Raw genomic sequence first — 19,825 nt, 5'->3', positions numbered from 1 at the left:
CCTGCGTACAAACAGGCTGCCATTTTTTATTACCCTGATGCGGAAGATGAAGTTAACCCAAAGCGCCGCGCTACTTTCTCCTGGCGGCCTGCAGGTAGGATTCTATAGACCTCACATAACTTTCGAACGCGCGCGTACCGGTGTCGGTAATTTTGCAGATGGTTTGCGGGTAGTTATCCTTGAATTGTTTGGTAACGTCTATGTAGGCGGCCTCTTTCAGCTTGTTGATCTGCACGCTGAGATTGCCCGCCGTGGCGTTGGTTCTTTCTTTCAGCAAGGTAAATTCAGCCTCCTGCTCGCTGATCAGCACAGACATGATAGCCAGTCTCAACTGCGAATGTAATACCGGGTCCAGCTCTTTAAAATCCATCTCATGTATTTAAACAGAAAAAATAGTTTACGGACAGCAACGCCGCCCGTAAACTAATCAATTTTTATTTTATCCCGGCCAGCAATTGCTTTACATAGGCTTCTCCCCAGTTAGGCGCAATGGCGCTTTCGGGTTTGAATGCTGCAAATTTCTGCAGCGCTACCTCAAATGTTTCCTTTGCTTTTGCTTTGCTGCCGCCAAAAGCCTCCGGCGTATACAGGAGAGATTGCCCCTGCAGCATGTACACGCGCGGGTTGCCGGGGTCCAGCTGTTTGGCCTCTTCCAGGAAAGCGCCTGATTCCGGCCCGTATTGCTGGCCGCGCGTCATAGGGTCTACGGCTATGCGGGCAGACGAGATCATGGACTGGATGCAGGAAATTTCGGCATCTTTCCCTCTCAGCGCCAGCGCTTTTTCTATGTTCAGCAGCGCCTTGTCTGCCAGCCCGTCTACCTTGCTTTTGTCTTTGGCCATGTACGCCTCGTTCACGCGGCAATACGCGGCGTAGTAGTAGGGCAGCCATTGTGTTTTTTCGGCTTCGGCAATGCGCTCAAACGTGTTGGCCAGTTGCTGCATGCCGGCGGCGCTATAGGTGCTGCTGCTGTCCAGCAGGCCCACCTGCTGCTTCATGGCATCCTGGTATTGTTCGCTTTGCGCATTGGCCGCTATGGTGATGCCGGTGAGCAAAAGAGAGAAAAGCGTTCTTTTCATATGATGTCTGTTTTAGGTTTTATTGTCTGTCTATTACTTCCTGCCGGCGGTCTATGCCAAAGCTCATGAACATGCCTACATAAAAGAAACGGGGGGCCATGGGGCCTACCATCCGCCTGCGCAGCTTGTCTGAAGAATACCGGAAACCGTACTCCTGGTCGTTGCCCAATACGTTAGACATGGTGAACACAAACACGGTAAACGCCTTGCCAACCGTAGTGAGGTAGTTCACGTTCAGGCTCAGGGTGTTCAGGTGGCGGGTGCGGTCTTTCATGAACTCGCTCTCCGGCCGGTTAGGATTGTAGTAAGGCCTGCCTGTGGCAAATGAATAGGTGGCGCCCACGTTCAACTGCACGGAAGGGATGTAATGCTTGTACACCAGGGTGGCGGTGTGCTGCGCCGCAAAATCAGGCTGCACTTCAAACGGGTAGTTGAGGTAATCCCGTTTGGTATCCAGGTAAGAATAAGATAACCAGTAGTCAACGTTCTTGACAGACTTGCGGTCCCGCCAGAACAGCTCCGCTCCTTTCGCATAGCCGGTACCGTTATTGTTCAGGCCGGGCACGGTCTTCAGCAGGTCGTGGTACTTCTTGTAAAACACTTCTCCCCGCAGCGTGTAGAACTCTGAAATGCGCTGGTAACTGGCAATGTAATGGGTGGCACGCATAAAATCCAGCTGGTGCTGCATGCGGAGGTACTGCGGTTCCGGCTTCTGGTAAAATTCCCCGTAGGCAAAGGCTACCTGGCTTTTATCGTCCAGCTTGTAGGCCAGTGAAGCGCGCGGCGCAATGCTGGAGGCCTTGAGCAATGACGTGTATTCATACCTTGCGCCCAGGCGGCCCACAAAACGGGGCGTAAAATAAACGTCTGCTTCCGCAAAGGTGGCCGAATAACTGTCTACATAGTCAACATCATACTGGTTAAAGCGGCTGCGCTCATCTGCGTACTGGTACTCGCTGCCAATGCGCAGCATGGAAAAGCGGCCCAGCATCCGCGTTACCATGAGGCGGAACTGGCTGAGGTCTTGCCGGGCGTTGATGCGGGTGGGCGCGGGAGATTTCCCTGCGGTGTCCATATAGATGCGGTCCTGGTTGGTACTGAAAGATGTGCCCAGGTTAAGTTTCCAGCCTTTGCCGAGGTTTTCCTTATAACTCACATTGGTGTAGAGGTATTTGTTCTCCAGCTCAAAATCTTCATTAAAACCGGGGTATTCCAGGCTTTCACCCTGGAAGCCGAAACGGTTCCAGGTGGCGTTCACAAATATTTTCAGCATGCCGGTTTTGGAGGTTTTGAGGCGGTAGTTGCCGGAGCCGTTAAAGCCCTGCGGGGCAATGGTGGGTTTTTGCTCCTGCTTTACCAGGGCAAAGTAGGGCGAAAGGTTGAAGTAGTCCATTTCAAAACCGTATGCCTGTTTTTTGTTTTTGGAGAGCATGTCTACCCCCACGCTAGGGCCTACCGAACCAATACCCAGCGTGTAGGAGGAACGCTCCGGCAGGTCTGTAGATTCCAGCACCAGCGCGGAAGACAGGCCCTGCCCGTATTGTGCGGAATAACCGCCGCTGCTAAAGGTGGTGCCTTTGAAAAGGAAAGGGGAAAACCGGCCGCGCGCCGCAAAATCAGGCATGCCGCTGGTGAAGGGGTTGCGCACCAGCATACCGTCTATGAACGTTTGTGTTTCATAGCCGGTGCCGCCCCTTACAAAGAGCCCTTCTTTCTCCCCCACCTGCTGCGCGCCCGGCAATGTTTTCAGGGCAGACACAATGTCTGCATTGGCGCCGGCGGTGGTCACAATATCCAGCGGTTTCAGCACGGTGTTCTTTTTTTCATCGCTGGCTTCAAAGCTGCCGGCGGAAATAGTCACCATTTTCAGCTCGTTCACGCTTTCTTTTAATACCAGGTGCAGTTGGGCGGCGGCCGCCAGGTCTGTTTTGATCTCCAGGGCCTGGTAACCCACAAGGGAGGCGGTGAGCACCCGTTCCCCTTTGGCGGTGGTGGTAAAGGAAAAACTGCCGTCTGCGGCGGTGGTAGCCCCGTCATACGTGCCTGCTATGGCAATGTTGACACCCGGTAACGGTTTCTTTTTGGCGGTGGTGACGCGGCCGCTCACTGTAGTTTGCGCCTGCATCAGCAGGGGTATGAAAGTAAGGAGGATCAGGGCGACAAATGGTTTAAGCATACAGTTAGGTTAGAAGGTTGAAACAAATTTAAACTGGTTTATGACATAAACCAAAATACAGCCCGGGGAGATCGGTGAAAACGGGGGTGGGGCCGGTAAAAACAGGGATTCAGGCGGCCAGATCACCGGGAGAACGAAGGGCGGTCAATTTATCATCCTAGGGTTATCTTAGGGTATTTTTAGGGTATTTGTTGGGTTTAAACCCTAAGATAACCTTAGGAATACCCTGGAATAACCCTAGAAAGCAGCATATGTGATCGGGTTAGGCATATTGTACAAGGGGGGATGCCTCAAAAGGATGGGGAACGTTGCTGCACGGAGGTTCAAAGGGCATTGCACAAGGGGTGATGCCTCAAAAGGATGGGGAACGCTGCTGCACGGAGGTTCAAAGGGCATTGCACAAGGGGGGATGCCTCAAAAAGATGGGGAACGTTGCTGCACGGAGGTTCAAAGGGCATTGCACAAGGGGGGATGCCTCAAAAAGATGGGGAACGTTGATGCACGGAGGCTCAAAGGGCATTGCACAAGGGGGGATGCCTCAAAAAGATGGGGAACGTTGATGCACGGAGGCTCAAAGGGCATTGCACAAGGGGTGATGCCTCAAAAGGGCAGTTGATGCACGGAAGTGGTCAATATCTCAAAAAAAAGAGCGTTTCCGGATGGAAACGCTCTCTGTAATCATTATCGTCAGAAAATACTATGCAAACCGGGGCTTCAGTTCTTCCGCCAGGGCTACCATTTTCTTGATACCATCTTCAGGCAGGTTGCCTTTTTTGAACTCACCGAGCACTTCAGGGAGCCTTACTTCCATTTCATGCAGGAAGGCGTCTTCGAAAGCCCTGATGTTTTTCACGGGCACTTCGCGCAGCAGGCCATTGGTACCGAGGTAGATAATGGCCACCTGTTTTTCTACGGAGAAGGGGCTGAATTGCGGTTGTTTCAGGATCTCCACGTTACGGGCGCCTTTGTCCAGTACGGATTTGGTAGCCGCATCCAGGTCGCCGCCAAATTTGGAGAAGGCTTCCATTTCGCGGTACATGGCCTGGTCAAGTTTCAGGGTACCGGATACTTTCTTCATGGATTTGATCTGCGCGTTACCGCCTACGCGGCTTACGGAGATACCCACGTTGATAGCGGGGCGGATACCGGCGTTGAACAGGTTGTTCTCCAGGAATATCTGGCCGTCTGTAATGGAGATCACGTTGGTGGGGATGTATGCGGATACGTCACCTGCCTGGGTTTCGATGATGGGCAATGCCGTGAGGGAGCCACCGCCTTTTACAAGGTGTTTGATGGAGTCAGGGCAGTCATTCATCTGCTGTGCAATTTCATCTTTGGAGATGATCTTGGCGGCACGTTCCAGCAGGCGGCTGTGCAGGTAGAACACGTCTCCCGGGTAAGCCTCACGGCCGGGGGGGCGGCGCAGCAGCAGGGACACCTCGCGGTAAGCTACGGCCTGTTTGGACAGGTCATCGTAGATGATCAGCGCGGGGCGGCCCGTGTCACGGAAGAACTCGCCAATGGCGGCGCCGGCAAAGGGCGCGTAGAACTGCAGCGGAGCGGGGTCAGAAGCAGAAGCGGCCACAATGGTGGTGTAAGCCAGGGCGCCGTTATCCGCCAGGGTTTTCATCACACCGGCAATGGTGGATGCTTTCTGGCCAATAGCCACGTATATGCAATATACCGGTTTGCCGGCATCATAAAATTCTTTCTGGTTAATGATGGTATCCACGCAGATGGCGGTTTTACCGGTCTGGCGGTCACCGATCACCAGCTCACGCTGGCCGCGGCCAATGGGGATCATGGCGTCAATAGCCTTGATACCGGTTTGCAGCGGTTCTTTTACCGGTTCGCGGTAGATCACGCCGGGGGCTTTACGCTCCAGGGGCATTTCGTACAGTTCGCCGGTGATGGGGCCTTTACCGTCAATAGGGTTGCCCAGGGTGTTCACCACGCGGCCTACCAGGCCTTCGCCCACTTTAATGGAAGCGATCTGGCCGGTGCGGCGTACGGTATCGCCCTCTTTAATTTCGGAATAATCACCCATCAATACCACACCCACGTTATCTTCTTCCAGGTTCAATACAATGGCCTTTACGCCGTTCTCAAATTCAACCAGCTCACCGGAGCGCACGTTGTTCAGGCCGTACACGCGGGCAATACCGTCACCTACGGACAGTACGGTGCCCACTTCTTCCAGCTCCGCGGAAGCATTGAAGTTGCTCAGTTGCTGGCGTAAGATCGCCGAAATTTCATCTGGTTTAATGTCAACCATGTTGTTATGCTTTTTTAAAGAGTCGTTAAAGTTAAAAATTATAACGACAACAGCTTTGCGGTTACGCAGCGGCTGCTGTTAAATACTTATCTGATCTCGGACACGTAAATGTTCTGGAGGAACTGTTTTTTGATGTCTTTCAGGTCCCGCAGTACGGAGGCGTCAAACAGCTCGTTGCCGGTTTCCAGCACAAAGCCGCCTATAAGCGCTTCGTTCACCGCGGTTTCCAGTTCTATTTTGCGGCCGGCGGAGGCTTCCACTTTTTCGCGGATGGTGTTGAGCAGGCCCGGCTCCAGGGGAGCGGCGGAGGTCAGCTTTACATGGGTAATGCCTTTGAGGACATTGTATTGCTGCTCAAACGCCGCGGTGATTTCCGTCAGCACGCCTTCGCGGCCTTTTACGGCCAGCAGGCGGATAAAGCCGGAAGTGATGGCGCTGATCTTGCCGTCCAGGATGGCGCCCAGTATCTTGATCTTCTTATCGGCTTTGATAACCGGGCTTTTCAGCAGCACGCCCACGTCAGGGTTGCTGCGCAGGATAGACTGCAGCAGCAGCATATCTCCATGCACGGCTTCCAGCTCGTTCTTTTCCACCGCCAGGTCTATCAGTGATTTAGCATATCTGCTTGCTAAACGGGGATTTTGCATAATCTTTAATTCAGCCGGTTAATTAGTTCATTTTGATTTCAGAAGCCAGCTGACGAATGTAAGCCTCCTGGTTCTGTTTGTCTGACAGTTCCTTGCGCAGCACTTTCTCCGCTACTTCAATCACCAGCGTGCCCACCTGGTTCTTCACATCGGTGAGGGCGGCCATTTTCTGGTTCTCGATGGCAATGGAAGCGTCGTGGATGATCTTTTTGGCTTCAGCCTGGGCCTGGGCCTTGGCTTCGCTGATGATCTGCTCCTTGGCGTCTTTTGCTTCTTTCAGAATTTTGCTGCGTTCCGCTTTTGCCTCGGCCAGTACGTGCTCATGCTCCGCCTTCATCTGGGCCATTTCCTCTTTTACCCTTTCAGCAGTGGCAATAGAATCGGAGATGGAATCTTCCCTTTCCTTCAAGGTGGCAAGAATGGGCTTCCAGGCAAATTTCTTCAGGATCAGGAATACGATCACGAAGATCAACAGTGAAATAACGAATAAGCCTAATGCAGGATTTAACAAATCCATATATCTGTATTTAAGTAGTTGTTATTCTTTTCGAAAGTTGAATTACTGCATCCATTGCCCTGTGCGCCGGATGCAGTAATAAGTTTGTTCTTACAGAACTACGGCCAGCAGACCGGCAATAACGCCGAACAGGGCAACGCCCTCTACCAGCGCCGCGGCCAGGATCATGTTCGCGCGGATGTCGTTAGCAGCTTCAGGCTGACGGGCGATGGATTCCAGCGCGCTTTTACCGATGTTACCTACACCGATACCAGCCGCGATAGCGGCAATACCAGCGCCGATAGCGCCACCGGCTTGAGCCAGACCAGATGAAGCAGCTTCAGTAGCCTGCATTAAAACAGTTAAAAGTGCCATGTTGAAATGTGTATTTGAAATTAAAGATTAAACGTTTGCCAATTAATGATGCGCATCATGGTGCCCTTCATGCTCCATGGCCTGCCCGATGAACACTGCCGTCAGGTTGGCGAAAATGAAGGCCTGGATAAAGGCTACCAGCAGCTCCAGCAGCATCATCACAATGTTGAAGACGATGGTAATGGGCAAAAAGCCATAACCCGCTACTTTGTGCAGGGAGCCGAAAATGAATACTAGTGAAATGATGCTCAGGATGATGATGTGGCCCGCCAGGATGTTGGCGAACAACCGTATCATCAGGGAAACGGGCTTGGTGAACACGCCGATCAGCTCCACGGGGGCCAGGATGAACTTCACGCCCAGGGGTACCGGGGGGTTGAAAATGTGGCCCCAGAAATGCCGGTTGGTAGCCGCCATCATCACTACAAAGCTGATCAGCGCCAGGGCAAAGGTAACGGCAATGTTGCCGGTTACGTTGGCCGAACCGGGCAGCAGGCCCAGCAGGTTGTTGATCAGGATAAAGAAGAAAATGGTGAGTATCAGCGGTACGTACTTATCTGCTTTTTTACCGGGGATGTTGGGTTTCACCACCTCGTCCCGCATAAAAATGATCACGGGCTCAATGAGGCTCTGCAGCCCTTTGGGCGCCTGGCGGTGCCCGCGGATGCGGTAGGCCTTGGCCACGTTCAGCATGATGATCACCAGCAGCACGGCCGCCAGTATCATGGAGGTAATATTTTTAGTGATGGACAGATCGTAGATCTTTTCGCCGGTAGGCTGGTCATTGGCGTCTACCCCAATGATGGAACCTTCCATATGTTCCTTGGCGCTCAGGTGGTGATGCTCCAGGTAATGCGCGTCTACCAGGCGGTAGCCGTCATGCGCATCGTGACCATGATGGAACTTGGAAGAAGAGAATACAGATAAACCGCGGTTGGGGTTGTAAATGATCACCGGCAGCGGCAGGGTAACATGCGTGTCTCCAATGCTGAACAAATGCCAGTCATGCGCGTCTTTTACGTGGCCAAGAATTACTTCTTTAGCATTAAAACCTTTCTTTTGACCTTCTGTTGCCGGGGCGTGAGGGCCTTCATTACCCAATGCAAATGCAGCGGAAACGGCCATGGAAAACACCGTTATCAGGGCTACCAGCTTGTATTTGAACCGATTCAAGGAAATCACAGTTTTCTGAAATTTTGTGCAAAGGTAGGCGATTTTATATTAAATAGTAGTAGCCCGCAAAAAAACTGACGAGGATCATGCGGCCTGCCACAGCGGTCAATAACCTGCTACAGATCAACCGGTTATAACGGCAAGGCCTCCCCTTGCGGAGCGGCCTTGCCGTGACAGCACATGTCATATTATTTAAAAGAAATATACTTCTGTTCGCTCTCGATTATCTTATTAAAAAATTCCTTCATGCCCGGGAAGGTCTCCGCGGGCACTTCCTTGTTGGTATCGGTGGTAAACCGCCGGGTGATCTTCAGCTTGCCGGCGGCCAGTTGCTCGTACGTGAGGGAATAGTTCATCTTGTCAAAACTGGTTGTCAGCCCGGAAGGCACCTGGTTGAAGGCCTTGCCCTCCGGCAGCTCTATCACTACCTCCGTAACGTACTTCTCCGCGTTCTCATAAGCCCAGTATTTGAAGGGGTATTTCCGCGCATCGGCCGTAAAGATGTTCTGCGTGGCTACCGGCTCATGGAAAGACGGGCGCAGCATGCTGAAATCCCCCACGTTCACCACCTCGTTCTTCACCGTATAGCTCACCTCCTGCCCTACTGAATCTGTTACCTCCCCCAGGGCGCTGAAGCTGTAAGGCCCCAGCTCCACATGGTTCTTGTAAAACGAGCCGATCTCCTCTTTCACGGCATCGGTACTTTCATCTTTGGTGGCGTTGCCGTACTTGTTGCGGATAATGGAGGTGAGCAGGCCGGTTACCACTACGTTGGTCTTCACTTCCACGTCAGCCTGGTTGACCCTGATGTTGACCCGCCGGGTAAGCGAGGCCCCGCCGTTGTTGGGCGGCGGCGCAACCTGCTGCAGCTGCTCCCCGCCGCCGGCGTACTGGTAGGGGATGTGCAGCATCTGGGCGTACTGCACGCTCTGCGGCAGCGCCCCAAAGGGCAGGTAACGGTCTGTCAGCTCCAGGTAGCGGCTTTTGCCGGCGGCCTTGAACTGTACAATGCAATGGTTGAACTCCATGGAGGGCAGGCGGATGCCTTTCACCCCGTTATCCCGCGTGCTGACCAGCACCAGGTTGGCCTCCAGCCCGGCCTTGTGGGCAAAGGCCAGGAAGAGGGCAGACATGTCTTTACAATCTCCCAACTTGGTGTTGAGCGTTTTGGCGGCCCTTTGCGGCACATAGGCCCCCTGCCGGAAAGACACGGAGCTGTAGCCGATGTTCTTTTCTATATACTGGTAAATGCGGCGGGCCTTTTCCATGTCTGACAGCCCGGCGGCCCCTTTCGGGAAAATTTCCGCATAGGCCATGTTCACGTCATAGTCCTCGCGGGACTGCATGCGGGTAATATCGCTGTACCACTCGCTGATCACGTTCCAGGATTTGACGGTGCTCAGGTGCAGCACGTCCCCGAAATCGTCCAGCGAAGGCATGTAAGGCTCGGGCTTGTACGCCGGCACGTCTTTCATTTCCCAGGTGTAGAGCTTGAAATTTTCCTGCCGGCTGATAACGGGTTTCAGGCTGCTGTTGCCGGCCACGGCATATTGCAGGGGAATATTTTCTCCCGCCAGTATGCTGTACCGCGCCTGAATGGTGGGCACGCGGGCGGAAAAATAGAATTTGTCCCAGAACTCCCTGCCAAGGCGGCCCAGGCCATAACCACTCATCTTGTAATGGTAAAAAATAGCGTCTCCGGGCTCCAGCCTGGTGAACACCACTTCGTTGTTATAGATCTCCCCGGGCACCTTGTTGCCATTGGCCTTGATCACTTCCGCCTTTATGATGTTCATGGACTCGTAGGTGCTGTTGTAAGGCAGGCTCAGTTCTTTCCAGCTTTCTATGCCGCTGTTGTTGCGCAGGTATACGGCCGTCATCACTTCCCGCTCATTGGCGCCGTCCGCATGCAGCACTACGTTCTTTTCGTCAAAAATGTAATAGAAGGCATGGGCCGTGTCATGCGGGGCCTTCAGCGCCGCGGTGATGCGGGCATAGTTGTCTGTGGCCGGGAAATAGCTGAAAATGTCTTTTTTCCCTTCCAGCATCCGTACCTGCTTGCGGTAGGCGCTCATGCCGGAATGCAGGGCCAGGCCCTTGCCGAAATACTCCAGCGCTTTGGCCTTGTTGTTTTGCTGCAGGTAGTTGTAGCCAATGTCTCCCAGGGCCTTGTGGTAATAGGGCGTAATGGCATGCAGCCTGCCGAGGTAGTGAATGGCGGAATCATACTGCTGCCGCCCGAAAAAGTAATTAGCCAGCTCTTCGTACGGGCTGGACTCGTAACCGAGGTATTCCAGTACCGTGTGGTACACCTGTTCTCCTTTCTGCTGCTGGCCCTGCTGCAGGTATTCTCCGGCCAGGCGCTTCAGCAGCTCAAAGTTCAGCTTGCCGCCGCAGAATTTCTCCAGCACGGCAATGCCTTTGGCGGGCGAGCGGTTGAGCGTGCTTTCCACGTAATGCATCATGCCTACGAAGGGGTCATTTTCCGGGAAGCGGGCGTAAGCGTCTTTCAGCAGTATCAGCATACTGTCCAGCTTCTCCAGCCGGCCCATGTTATTGATGCGCTGCAGCATGGTGGCCAGCGTGGGGCCGGCCTGGGTATCCATTTTATTCAGCACCTCCAGCGCTTCGCGGTATTTCTTTTCTTCTTCCAGCCGCGCTACTTCCAGGTTCAGCATCCAGTAGTTCTCCTTGTCCATGGCCTTGAGCGTTTCCAGGCGCTCGTTCATTTCGGTATGATGCAGGCGTGAAGAAAGCACGCGGTAGTATTGAGACAGCAGGAAGGCGTTTTGCGGGTACCGCTGTATAATGGGCGCCAGCAGCGTTCTGGCCTTGTCATTCTCCCGGTTGCGTACGTACACCTGGGCCAGCAGCAGGGCGTTGGCCAGGTCTTCCGGCTTTTTCTCCAGCTGCTTTTTGAAATATGCTTCGGCAAAGTGGGGAATAGCTACCGGCGCGGCGGCGGTAATGTCTGGCCGGTACGCCTGCACTTCACTGGTGGAAGTGATACCGGGCAGGTTGCGGTCCTGCTCGTCCGTTAACCTTACAATAAAGTTGGGCGAACCAATGTCTGTTGTATAGCCGATCTGCACCAGTATGCGGTTATAACCTTTGTTGAGGCGGCATTTTACGCTGTAGTAATCCAGCTCTGTTTCTTTTTCTTCCGGTTCGGAGATCAGTTCCTTGTCATTGACCCACACCTTGAAAGCGCCGGCCCCGCCCAGGCGGAGCACGGCCTCTTTTGCTTCCGCGCTTTGCACAAAGGTTTGCATGTACCCCACGGCCGTGGTAGCGGGGAACAGGGTACCTACAAACACCCAGGCCTGGCGGTTGGTGACCGGCGGGGTAAACCAGTCTATGGCGGTATTGTTGTAGGAAAGAAAGCCCTTGCCCTTGTTCACTTCCGTAACCGGGCCGTAAGCCTTGTTGAAGCCGCTGCCGTTAATATTGTCGAACGGGCCGGCAAACTGCCAGTTTTCCAGCGCGCCTATTTCGGGGTACAGCTGCATGGCCTTTTCCCGCTGCATGGACACGTAGTAGTGGTTGGACTTGAAATAGCTGGCGGCGGCCTTCATGGAGCCGTTGAAAGCGGCGCCGTTCATGATGTAGTCTATATTGGCCAGGTGGGTCTCGTTCTTTTTGCCATAGTCACCCAGCAGGGCGTCGTTAAACCAGAGGGCGTACCAGTAGGCATCCGGCTCGGTGAACTGGCGGGCGGGGTTGCCGTATTTTTTGATGATCTGCTCATGCTGGCCTTCGTTAGACTCGTAGAGGATGAGGGTGGCAATGGCGCTGTTGCGGTTGTTGTTGCCGCGGATGGCCTTTTGCAGCAGCTCCCGGGCCTTGGCCTTGTCGTTCCGGAGAATGGCCTCCCAGGCCTTTTCATAATCTCCGGCACGGGCCGCTTCAGGGCTACAAAAAACGAGTGCGCAAAGAACGCCCACTGTAATGATAGACTTCATGTTGGTATAGGTTACAGGTGTATGTATCACTCAAATATAACCAACCGGCCGTAAATATCAAATAACGCGGTGTTACACGCTGCTGCCCGTTTTCTGGAACTGCATGGTATACAGCTTGTGATAATATCCTTCCTGCCTCATCAGCTCTTCATGGTTGCCCATTTCGCGGATCTCCCCTTTGTCCAGCACAATGATCTGGTCCGCCTTGCTGATGGTGCTCAGGCGGTGGGCTATCACAATGGCCGTACGCCCGGCTATCAGCTTGTCTATAGCGTGCTGTATCAGCAGCTCAGACTCGGTATCCACAGAAGAGGTGGCCTCGTCCAGGATGAGAATGGCGGGGTTATAGAGCAGCGCGCGGATGAAGGAAATGAGCTGCCGCTGGCCCAGGGAAAGGGTGCTGCCCCGCTCCATCACGGAGTAATCATAACCGCCGGGCAATTGCAGGATAAAATCATGCATGCCAATGAGCCTGGCGGCGTGCTCTACCTGCTCACGACTGATATCTGGGTTGCGGAGGGTGATGTTTTCGTACACGGAGCCGGAAAAGAGGAACACGTCCTGCAGCACCACGCCTACGCGGCTGCGAAGCTCTTTGAGCTGATAGTCCTGCAGCGGCACCCCGTCTATGGTAATGCGGCCTTTCTGTATTTCGTACAGGCGGTTGAGAATGCTGATGATGGTGGTTTTGCCGGAGCCGGTATGCCCCACCAGCGCCACCGTTTGCCCCGGTTTGGCCTGGAAGCTGATGTCTTTCAGCACGTACCGTTCATCTTTATAGGCAAACCACACATGCTCAAAGCTGACCTCTCCGCGCATGGCGGCGGCGGCATGGGTGCCGTTATCTGCCATATAATCCTGGTTGTCCAGCACCTTGAACACGCGCTCGCTGGCCACCATGCCCATTTGCAGGGTATTGAACTTGTCTGCCAGGATGCGCAGCGGGCGGAACAGCATGTTGAGGTACATGATGAAAGCGATCATCACCCCCTGCGTTACTTCATAGTTGAGCACCTTGTTGGCGCCCCACCACACCATGAGCCCCAGCGAAATGGCCAGTATGATCTCCACCACGGGGAAAAATATGGAATATGCAAAAATGGCGTCTATATTGGCTTTGCGGTGATCTTTGTTGATGTTCCTGAATTTGCCGAACTCCCTGTTCTCCGCGGAAAAGGCCTGCACCACCAGCATGCCGGTAATATGCTCCTGCACAAAGGCATTGAGCGCGGCCACAGCATTGCGTACCCGGTGAAAAGACTTGTTCACGGTCTCTTTGAACCAGTAGGTAGCCAGTATCAGCACGGGGAAAGGAGAAAGGCTGATGAGCGTCAGCCGCCAGTCTTCAAAGAACATCACGCCCAGTATGGCCAGTATCATGAGCACGTCTGCCACAATGGAGATGATGCCTTCTGAAAAAATATCGTTGATAGCCTCAATATCGTTGATGGTGCGGGTGGTAAGGGTGCCTATGGGCGTTCTGTCAAAAAAGGCCAGGTTGAGGCCCACCACTTTTTTGTACACGGCCACGCGCAGGTCTTTGATCACAGACTGCCCCAGCCAGTTGGTGATGTAGGAAAAGAAAAAACGAACGGCGGTTTCCACTATCACCAGCCCCACCTGGATGATGGTAACGATCATGAGCATTTGCGCCCACTGGTTGGTGATGTATTTGTCTACAGACAGTTGTATGAGCCAGGGCCTCACCGGGGAAAGCAGCGCCAGCAGCACGGTGAGGAACATGGATAAATAAAAGTAGCGCCGGTACGGTGCCGCAAAGGAAAATACCCGTTTCAGCAAACTGACATCAAATAGCTTCTTCTTTTGAACCTGGTCCATTCCTGTAAATGTAAATGCTTAATCGGAAAACGCAAAAGGGAGAATGCCGGCCGGCTGTTTCTCCCTTTTGCTGGTATACGTTCGTGTACGGTCAGTTGGTCTCTTTCATCACCTGGCGGTAAGCCTTGATGAAGATGGCGCCCAGGTTTTTATGGGGCGGCACGTAGTCATCAAACAGCGTCTTGCTGCCGGCATCTCCCGCAAAACGTTTGGAGAGGCCTACCCACATCTGCACCCAGTCTACATCCTTGCCCGCGCGTATCACCTCTTCCAGGCTGCGGATGATAGGCTCGTTCACCCGGTAGGTACCTACCTGCTTGGAGGAAATGATGTGCGCATCGGGCGCTTTTTCCAGCACGGTGGCCAGGTTGTGGTAACCGCCGCAGGAGCCCAGTATCACAATGCGCGCGGTGCTCTGCAGGTTATCCAGCGTGGTGTTCACGTGGTAGCTGTGACCGCGGTGTATAAATACGGTGGGGTGAATATCTTTTTCGTCCAGGTATTCCGCCAGCTTTTCAATGGCCGTTTTATCTTCCGGCTCCGGCAGCGGGTTGTTGGCGAAAATAGTAGTGGGCTTGCCCTTGGTAGACGTGATGGTGGTCCAGTACGTATTTTTGGTAACGTGCCACTCGCTGCTGGGGAAGTTGCCCATAAAGCTGCGGTAGGAGATCAGGCCGTCCTCGTCCCCATAAAAGAACACCTGCTGGTAAATGCGGCCGCTGTCATTGGGCAGGGTATTGAACTCCACGAAGTTGATAGGCGGCAGCTGCAGTTTGGCCGCCATGTCTGACGCGCGCGAAGAGTCCGTACCGCCCGCCTGCTCGGAGAAAATGCTGTTGAGCAGGCCGTAGATGGTAGTGCCGCGTTTGTCTTTCTTGCCGGTTACGAACACCAGGTTTTTCCGCACCTCGTCCCGCAGAAAGTCCAGCAGCTTGGGATCGCGGATGCTGCCAAAGGAGTTGGCCACGTCTACGGCATCTTCCAGGTCTTCTGTTTTTTCCAGGCTGCGCACAAATTTCACCATCAGGTAGTTGGCGTTTTCCGGGTCCATGGATTTGAGGAAGTGGTCCAGCGTGTTGAAGCCGGCGGCCATGGCAATAAATTTCTTGAAGCGGTCAAAGCTCACCAGCATGAGCAGGCTGTCTCCGCGGGGCGGTTTCATGCGCAGCATCATCTGGTCATACAAACCGGCTTTGGCGGCGTTGGTATAGCTGGAGGTGTACAGCTCCTCCTGCCCGTTCACTATGAGGTAATACAGTTCTTCCGGCGTAAAGTCTTTCACAATGCGGAAACGCACGGCCGGCCCTTCCTCATGCAGGTCATTCACCTCGCGGATATACCGCAGTGACTTGGCATGCATGTTCTCCTGCATGGCTTTCAGGCCCAGGGGCTCCTGGCCGTTGGCTTTTCTTTTCTGCAGGGCAATGGCGGCCTGCACCATTTTACGGAAATAGTTATAGTCGTCCGCCACCGCACTTTCCAGCTCCGGGATGGTGGTAGTGCCGTCCAGCAGCTGGTCAATGAAAGGCATGAGCCGGGTGCTCTGGGAGGAGCGGCCAATTTGCACGATCTGCTGCACGAGGGGGTCCTGGTTGCGGCGGATGGCGCTGGCAGTGGGGGTATAAGAAGTGGCGTAGGTCAGCACCTGGTTGGGGTACTTGCGGGCCACGGCGGCTATTACGGAGTCTGTTACCGGGTAATCCAGGTAAGGGCCCAGCTTGGGCATAATATCTTCCAGGTTCCTGAAAGCGTATTTGGCAAACATTTCACCGCGGGCTTCCTTGAAGCCGGGGTTGTCCTTATACACTTCCACCAGGCGCTCCCCCGCTTCAAAGCTGAGGGTGCGGGCAATGGGGTAAATGCTTTTGCCCTGGATGTCTGCATGCATCATGTTGCGGTAGGCGTTCACAATGGCCGGGGCTTCATCCGGCTCAATGCGGCGGAAAGACCGTTTGGTGTTATAGTCTTTGAGCACCTGCTGCAGGCCGGTGAGGTATTTCACCTTCAGGCGCTGGTCCAGCGCCGTATCCCGCTCAATTTCCACCTGTATGGCATCTACCTGCTTCATCAGGGCGTTGGTTACCTGCAGGTTGATGGTCTCATCTTCCGTGGCTTTTACAAAATTGTCCGTTTTACCGTCAAACTTGTCAGCGGCTACCTGCTCCTTGTCAATATTGTCGTGAAATATCTGTCTGTGTATGGGCACCTTGATCTCCTGCGCGAAGGCCCCGCCGCTGTAAATCAAGCCTATGCATATAACTGGTAATATTTTCTTCATATAAATGAGTTACGCCTGTGCTACACTGCAAATTTACTACCAATTATTACGAATTAGCAATCCGCCCCATATTATTAGGCTTTCTTTTCATTCAAAAAATACATTATACCAATGCGCTGCGGGCGTTTTAGCGGCATCAGCGGTGAAAAACGTATCTTTGCGGCCGGGAGAGGGCCTGAATTAACAATTAGATAATGTTATCATTCCATTAAACGGCAAAGCGCTGTTTAATTTTGTGCCATCTTAAAACCCAAGTTTATGTTGATGGAACCAGCAGTTGCAGTAGGTAAAATTCTTGTAGTGGATGATGAGGCGGACATACTGGAGATAATCAGTTACAATCTCCGGAGCGCGGGTTATGAAACGGTAACGGCCAAAGACGGCAGCGAGGCCATCCAGAAAGCGAAAATATTCCGTCCGGACCTTATTATGCTGGACATTATGATGCCCAACAAGAACGGCATCGATACCTGCAAGGAGATCCGCAAGCTGCCGGAGTTCAAGGAAACCATGGTGCTTTTTCTCACGGCCCTCAACGATGAAAAGAGCGAGATAGAGGGGCTGAACATGGGCGCGGACGATTACATTGCCAAACCCATCAAGCCCAAACTGCTGGTGAGCCGCATCAACGCCCTTTTCCGCCGCCTCAACAAGGTGGAAGAGCAGCAATTGCACCTGGGAGACCTGGTGATAGACCGCGAAAAATTCACCGTTACCTACAAGGGAGCGGAGATCATACTGGCCAAAAAAGAATTTGAGCTGTTGCAGTTACTGGCCTCCAAACCGGGACGGGTGTTTCTCCGGAACGAGATCCTCAACCAGGTATGGGGCACCGAGGTGATAGTGGGAGACCGCACCATAGACGTACACATCCGCAAAATACGCCAGAAGCTGGGGGTAGACCTCATTACTACCGTTAAAGGCGTTGGCTACAAGTTCGAAATGTAATTCTCTCATCCTTCCCTGTATTTCAATATACTTCCCCTTTTCGGGTATTGGGGCCTTTGCGGCTATGTGGCATGGCAAGTAAAAAATTTGACTTAATTTCCCGGTATTACAATCATTACTCACTCTGGAGTATGTTCAAAGCAAAAAACCTTTCACCGCAAAAGCTGGCCGGTTTTACTGCGCTGGTACTGTCTGTTATTATGGGCCTGGGCTGCCTGTTGCTGGATGTTGGGCTGAAAGAGACCGGTATTGCCTTTGTGCTCACCTTTCTGGTAGCGTATTATTTGTACCTGTATACGCTGCAGAACTTCATTTACCGCAAAATAAAGCTCATCTACAAGTTCATTTACCAGACCAAGGCCTCCAAGCGGGAAGACTTCTTCAACAAGAACATCCTGCCCCTCAAAACTATAGATGAGGTGAGTGAAGACGTGGAGAAATGGGCCGCGCAGAAAAAAGAAGAGCTGGAGAACCTGCGCCGCAACGAGGCCTTCCGCAAGGAATTTCTGCTCAACCTGTCTCACGAGCTGAAAACCCCCATTTTTGCCGTGCAGGGCTACATCCACACCCTGCTGGACGGGGCCATAGATGACCCTTCGGTGAACAAGATGTTCCTGAAGAACGCCACCAAGAACATTGACCGCCTTTGCCGGCTGATAGATGACCTGGACGAGATCTCCAAGCTGGAAAGCGGGGAAATGACCATCAACAAGGAACAATTTGTGATACAGGACCTGGTGAAAGACGTGTTTGACACCCTTTCCCTGAAGGCCCGCCAGAAAGAGATCAGATTCAGCATCAAAAAAGGCTGTGAAGCGCCTATCAATGTGTATGCGGACAAGGAGAAGATACGGCAAGTGCTCATCAACCTCATAGAGAACTCCGTAAAGTACGGCAAGCAGGAAGGGCAGACCATTGCCAGCTTTTACAACATGGATGGCAAGCGGGTGCTGATAGAAATATCGGATACGGGCATCGGCATGGCCGAAGAACACCTGCCCCGGGTGTTTGAGCGTTTTTACCGTACAGACAGGGCGCGCAGCAGAGACATTGGCGGCACCGGCCTGGGGCTGGCCATTGTCAAACACATTGTGGAAGCGCATGAGCAGACCATCAACGTGCGCAGCAAGGCGGAAGTAGGCTCTACCTTCGGCTTTACGCTGGAGCTGGGGAGGGAGAACTGATCAGAACCGGTACTGCAGCCGGCAGGTGAATACATTATCGTCAACATCGTCCGTATACCCTTCCAGCGAAGTGGTTTCATTCCAGATCCTGTCAAACCACAGGGTGGCCTTCATGTGCTCATTGAAGTAATAGACATATCCCGCGCCGAAGGTATCAAACCTGATATCGGCCACGGTGAGGTTCAGGCCGTCTTTCCCGATCTGTTTCCCTTTCACCCGCGTATTGGGGTCGTACCAATCGTATTTCAGTACCAGCTGATGTTTTTCGCTGCCAAGGTGCTGCAGGAAATTAAGATATGCACCGTCAAAATTGCGGATGGCCAGCGGCGCAAAGGCTTCATCTATCATGGGTATCTCGCCCGGCGTTTCGGAGTGGTTCCTTGTGCCCGTCTGCGTTCCGCGGATGTATTCCGCACGGAACTGCGTAACGCCTTTGGCGTTAGGGATAACGAACTGCGCATCTCCGCCGTAATAGTGGCGCGGCGCTATCATGCCGATGTTTGCGGCCGAAGAGTCTTTATAGAACGCCCCTGTTTTCTGCATACGGTAAACAACAGGCGTGAACTGCTCCAGCCCTCCGTACAAGATGGAAGCGCCCACAGAAAGCAGCCATTTCTGCCGGTTGAGCGCCGTGGGTTTCATGGCCACTCTTGCAATAAGGTCTTTATGGCTGTCATAGTCTTCCGGCCCCGCCAGCCCCTGGCCATTGAAGAGCCCAACGTCTACTTTCAGGAAGGAAAGCGGATGGGATTTTCTCCTGGGCGCCCAGCTCACCATGGCCCCCAGGTCGCGCTCGGTTTTCATGAGTATCTGAGACATGCGGCCGCGCTCGGGGGCCTCGCGGTCACCGCTTGAATAATTGACCTCGAAACCGAAGGGCCGGGCAAACATCCCCATGGTCAGGGACATTACGTCCCACTTGCCATCGAAGATACGGCCCCAGAAGTCCCGGATATTCACGCCCCGCTCCGTTCCGTCAAACTGGAACACGAACTGCAGGGTGGGCAAGTTCTGCTTGTTGTAATGCTCATAATCGAAACGGATGCGGCCGCGGCGGAACATAAAACGGTTATCTGACTCTTTGGGAAAATCTCCCCCCTGGTAAAACCCCATACCCTTTCCTGTAGACCACTGGAATTGCGGCTGCATATATCCGCTGATGCGGAGGTGATCGTAGTTCTTGTAGATGGAGATCATTCCCTTGCCCAGGGAGGTACTGGTATCTATCATGTCCATCAGGAACTGGGCCCGTACCGTAGTAATTGTAAGCAATACACCAAGACCTGTCAGCAGAACTATGCGCGTGAGTATCATTATGAAGCCGGAAATTTTGCAGCAAAAATAAAGTTTCTCCCGATAGAAATGCCCGCAAAAAGGAAAAGCCGCCCCGGGA

Annotated in this window: 14 protein-coding genes; 2 read left to right on the top strand and 12 right to left on the bottom strand. The window is 53.3% G+C overall.

Annotated features, from left to right (window positions below; translation table 11 throughout):
* Positions 1–70 precede the first annotated feature (70 nt).
* The 11 genes from D3A97_RS09570 to D3A97_RS09515 all read right to left on the bottom strand — a co-directional run bounded on the left by D3A97_RS09570 (position 71) and on the right by D3A97_RS09515 (position 16,300).
* Positions 71–370, bottom strand: a complete 300-nt coding sequence (locus D3A97_RS09570; RefSeq protein ID WP_119078131.1) for a winged helix-turn-helix domain-containing protein — start codon at positions 368–370, stop codon at positions 71–73.
* 64 nt (positions 371–434) lie between these two features.
* Entirely contained in the window at positions 435–1,079 is a 645-nt protein-coding gene (locus D3A97_RS09565) for a hypothetical protein (RefSeq protein WP_157986450.1), read from the bottom strand.
* A 19-nt stretch (positions 1,080–1,098) separates the two neighbouring features.
* Positions 1,099–3,255 (bottom strand): TonB-dependent receptor, encoded by a 2,157-nt coding sequence (locus tag D3A97_RS09560; RefSeq protein ID WP_232825903.1) that lies wholly within the window; start codon positions 3,253–3,255, stop codon positions 1,099–1,101.
* Positions 3,256–3,952: 697 nt separating this feature from the next.
* A complete protein-coding gene (gene atpA, locus D3A97_RS09550) occupies positions 3,953–5,530 on the bottom strand; it encodes a F0F1 ATP synthase subunit alpha (protein ID WP_119078128.1) in 1,578 nt (525 codons plus the stop codon).
* A gap of 86 nt (positions 5,531–5,616) precedes the next feature.
* Positions 5,617–6,177, bottom strand: a complete 561-nt coding sequence (gene atpH / locus D3A97_RS09545; protein WP_119078127.1) for an ATP synthase F1 subunit delta — start codon at positions 6,175–6,177, stop codon at positions 5,617–5,619.
* 22 nt (positions 6,178–6,199) lie between these two features.
* Positions 6,200–6,694, bottom strand: coding sequence for a F0F1 ATP synthase subunit B (gene atpF / locus D3A97_RS09540; protein WP_119078126.1), 495 nt, complete (start codon positions 6,692–6,694; stop codon positions 6,200–6,202).
* 90 nt (positions 6,695–6,784) lie between these two features.
* Entirely contained in the window at positions 6,785–7,048 is a 264-nt protein-coding gene (gene atpE / locus D3A97_RS09535; protein ID WP_119078125.1) for an ATP synthase F0 subunit C, read from the bottom strand.
* Positions 7,049–7,090: 42 nt separating this feature from the next.
* Positions 7,091–8,230, bottom strand: coding sequence for a F0F1 ATP synthase subunit A (atpB, locus tag D3A97_RS09530; RefSeq protein WP_432206037.1), 1,140 nt, complete (start codon positions 8,228–8,230; stop codon positions 7,091–7,093).
* Between the two features lie 179 nt (positions 8,231–8,409).
* Complete coding sequence (locus tag D3A97_RS09525; protein WP_157986449.1) at positions 8,410–12,183, bottom strand: DUF3857 domain-containing protein; 3,774 nt, start codon at positions 12,181–12,183, stop codon at positions 8,410–8,412.
* Positions 12,184–12,255: 72 nt separating this feature from the next.
* On the bottom strand, positions 12,256–14,022 hold the full coding sequence (locus tag D3A97_RS09520; RefSeq protein WP_119078123.1) for an ABC transporter ATP-binding protein: 1,767 nt from the start codon (positions 14,020–14,022) through the stop codon (positions 12,256–12,258).
* A 91-nt stretch (positions 14,023–14,113) separates the two neighbouring features.
* Positions 14,114–16,300 (bottom strand): hypothetical protein, encoded by a 2,187-nt coding sequence (locus D3A97_RS09515; RefSeq protein ID WP_157986448.1) that lies wholly within the window; start codon positions 16,298–16,300, stop codon positions 14,114–14,116.
* 264 nt (positions 16,301–16,564) lie between these two features.
* On the opposite strand from D3A97_RS09515, the gene D3A97_RS09510 reads away from it, so the two are divergent.
* A complete protein-coding gene (locus tag D3A97_RS09510; RefSeq protein ID WP_232825901.1) occupies positions 16,565–17,248 on the top strand; it encodes a response regulator transcription factor in 684 nt (227 codons plus the stop codon).
* Positions 17,249–17,379: 131 nt separating this feature from the next.
* The gene (locus D3A97_RS09505; protein ID WP_198673910.1) at positions 17,380–18,432 is read left to right on the top strand and encodes a sensor histidine kinase; all 1,053 of its coding nucleotides are present in this window, start codon (positions 17,380–17,382) and stop codon (positions 18,430–18,432) included.
* Here the strand turns inward: D3A97_RS09505 and D3A97_RS09500 are convergent, their stop codons facing one another.
* The gene (locus D3A97_RS09500; protein ID WP_232825900.1) at positions 18,433–19,746 is read right to left on the bottom strand and encodes a putative porin; all 1,314 of its coding nucleotides are present in this window, start codon (positions 19,744–19,746) and stop codon (positions 18,433–18,435) included.
* Positions 19,747–19,825: the final 79 nt, after the last annotated feature.

It is taken from the genome of Chitinophaga alhagiae (assembly GCF_003568665.1).
Classification (GTDB): Bacteria; Bacteroidota; Bacteroidia; order Chitinophagales; family Chitinophagaceae; genus Chitinophaga; species Chitinophaga alhagiae.
Note: the sequence above shows the minus strand (reverse complement) of the source record. Positions and strands in the feature narration are given on the sequence as shown.

What these genes read in the sequence shown, in the direction of transcription:
- D3A97_RS09570 (WP_119078131.1), bottom strand. Translation starts at nt 370, where the DNA reads ATGGATTTTAAAGAGCTGGACCCGGTATTACATTCGCAGTTGAGACTG.
- D3A97_RS09525 (WP_157986449.1), bottom strand. Translation starts at nt 12,183, where the DNA reads ATGAAGTCTATCATTACAGTGGGCGTTCTTTGCGCACTCGTTTTTTGT.
- D3A97_RS09560 (WP_232825903.1), bottom strand. Translation starts at nt 3,255, where the DNA reads ATGCTTAAACCATTTGTCGCCCTGATCCTCCTTACTTTCATACCCCTG.
- D3A97_RS09510 (WP_232825901.1), top strand. Translation starts at nt 16,565, where the DNA reads ATGGAACCAGCAGTTGCAGTAGGTAAAATTCTTGTAGTGGATGATGAG.
- atpF (WP_119078126.1), bottom strand. Translation starts at nt 6,694, where the DNA reads ATGGATTTGTTAAATCCTGCATTAGGCTTATTCGTTATTTCACTGTTG.
- D3A97_RS09500 (WP_232825900.1), bottom strand. Translation starts at nt 19,746, where the DNA reads ATGATACTCACGCGCATAGTTCTGCTGACAGGTCTTGGTGTATTGCTT.
- D3A97_RS09520 (WP_119078123.1), bottom strand. Translation starts at nt 14,022, where the DNA reads ATGGACCAGGTTCAAAAGAAGAAGCTATTTGATGTCAGTTTGCTGAAA.
- D3A97_RS09515 (WP_157986448.1), bottom strand. Translation starts at nt 16,300, where the DNA reads ATGAAGAAAATATTACCAGTTATATGCATAGGCTTGATTTACAGCGGC.
- D3A97_RS09505 (WP_198673910.1), top strand. Translation starts at nt 17,380, where the DNA reads ATGTTCAAAGCAAAAAACCTTTCACCGCAAAAGCTGGCCGGTTTTACT.
- atpH (WP_119078127.1), bottom strand. Translation starts at nt 6,177, where the DNA reads ATGCAAAATCCCCGTTTAGCAAGCAGATATGCTAAATCACTGATAGAC.
- D3A97_RS09565 (WP_157986450.1), bottom strand. Translation starts at nt 1,079, where the DNA reads ATGAAAAGAACGCTTTTCTCTCTTTTGCTCACCGGCATCACCATAGCG.
- atpA (WP_119078128.1), bottom strand. Translation starts at nt 5,530, where the DNA reads ATGGTTGACATTAAACCAGATGAAATTTCGGCGATCTTACGCCAGCAA.
- atpE (WP_119078125.1), bottom strand. Translation starts at nt 7,048, where the DNA reads ATGGCACTTTTAACTGTTTTAATGCAGGCTACTGAAGCTGCTTCATCT.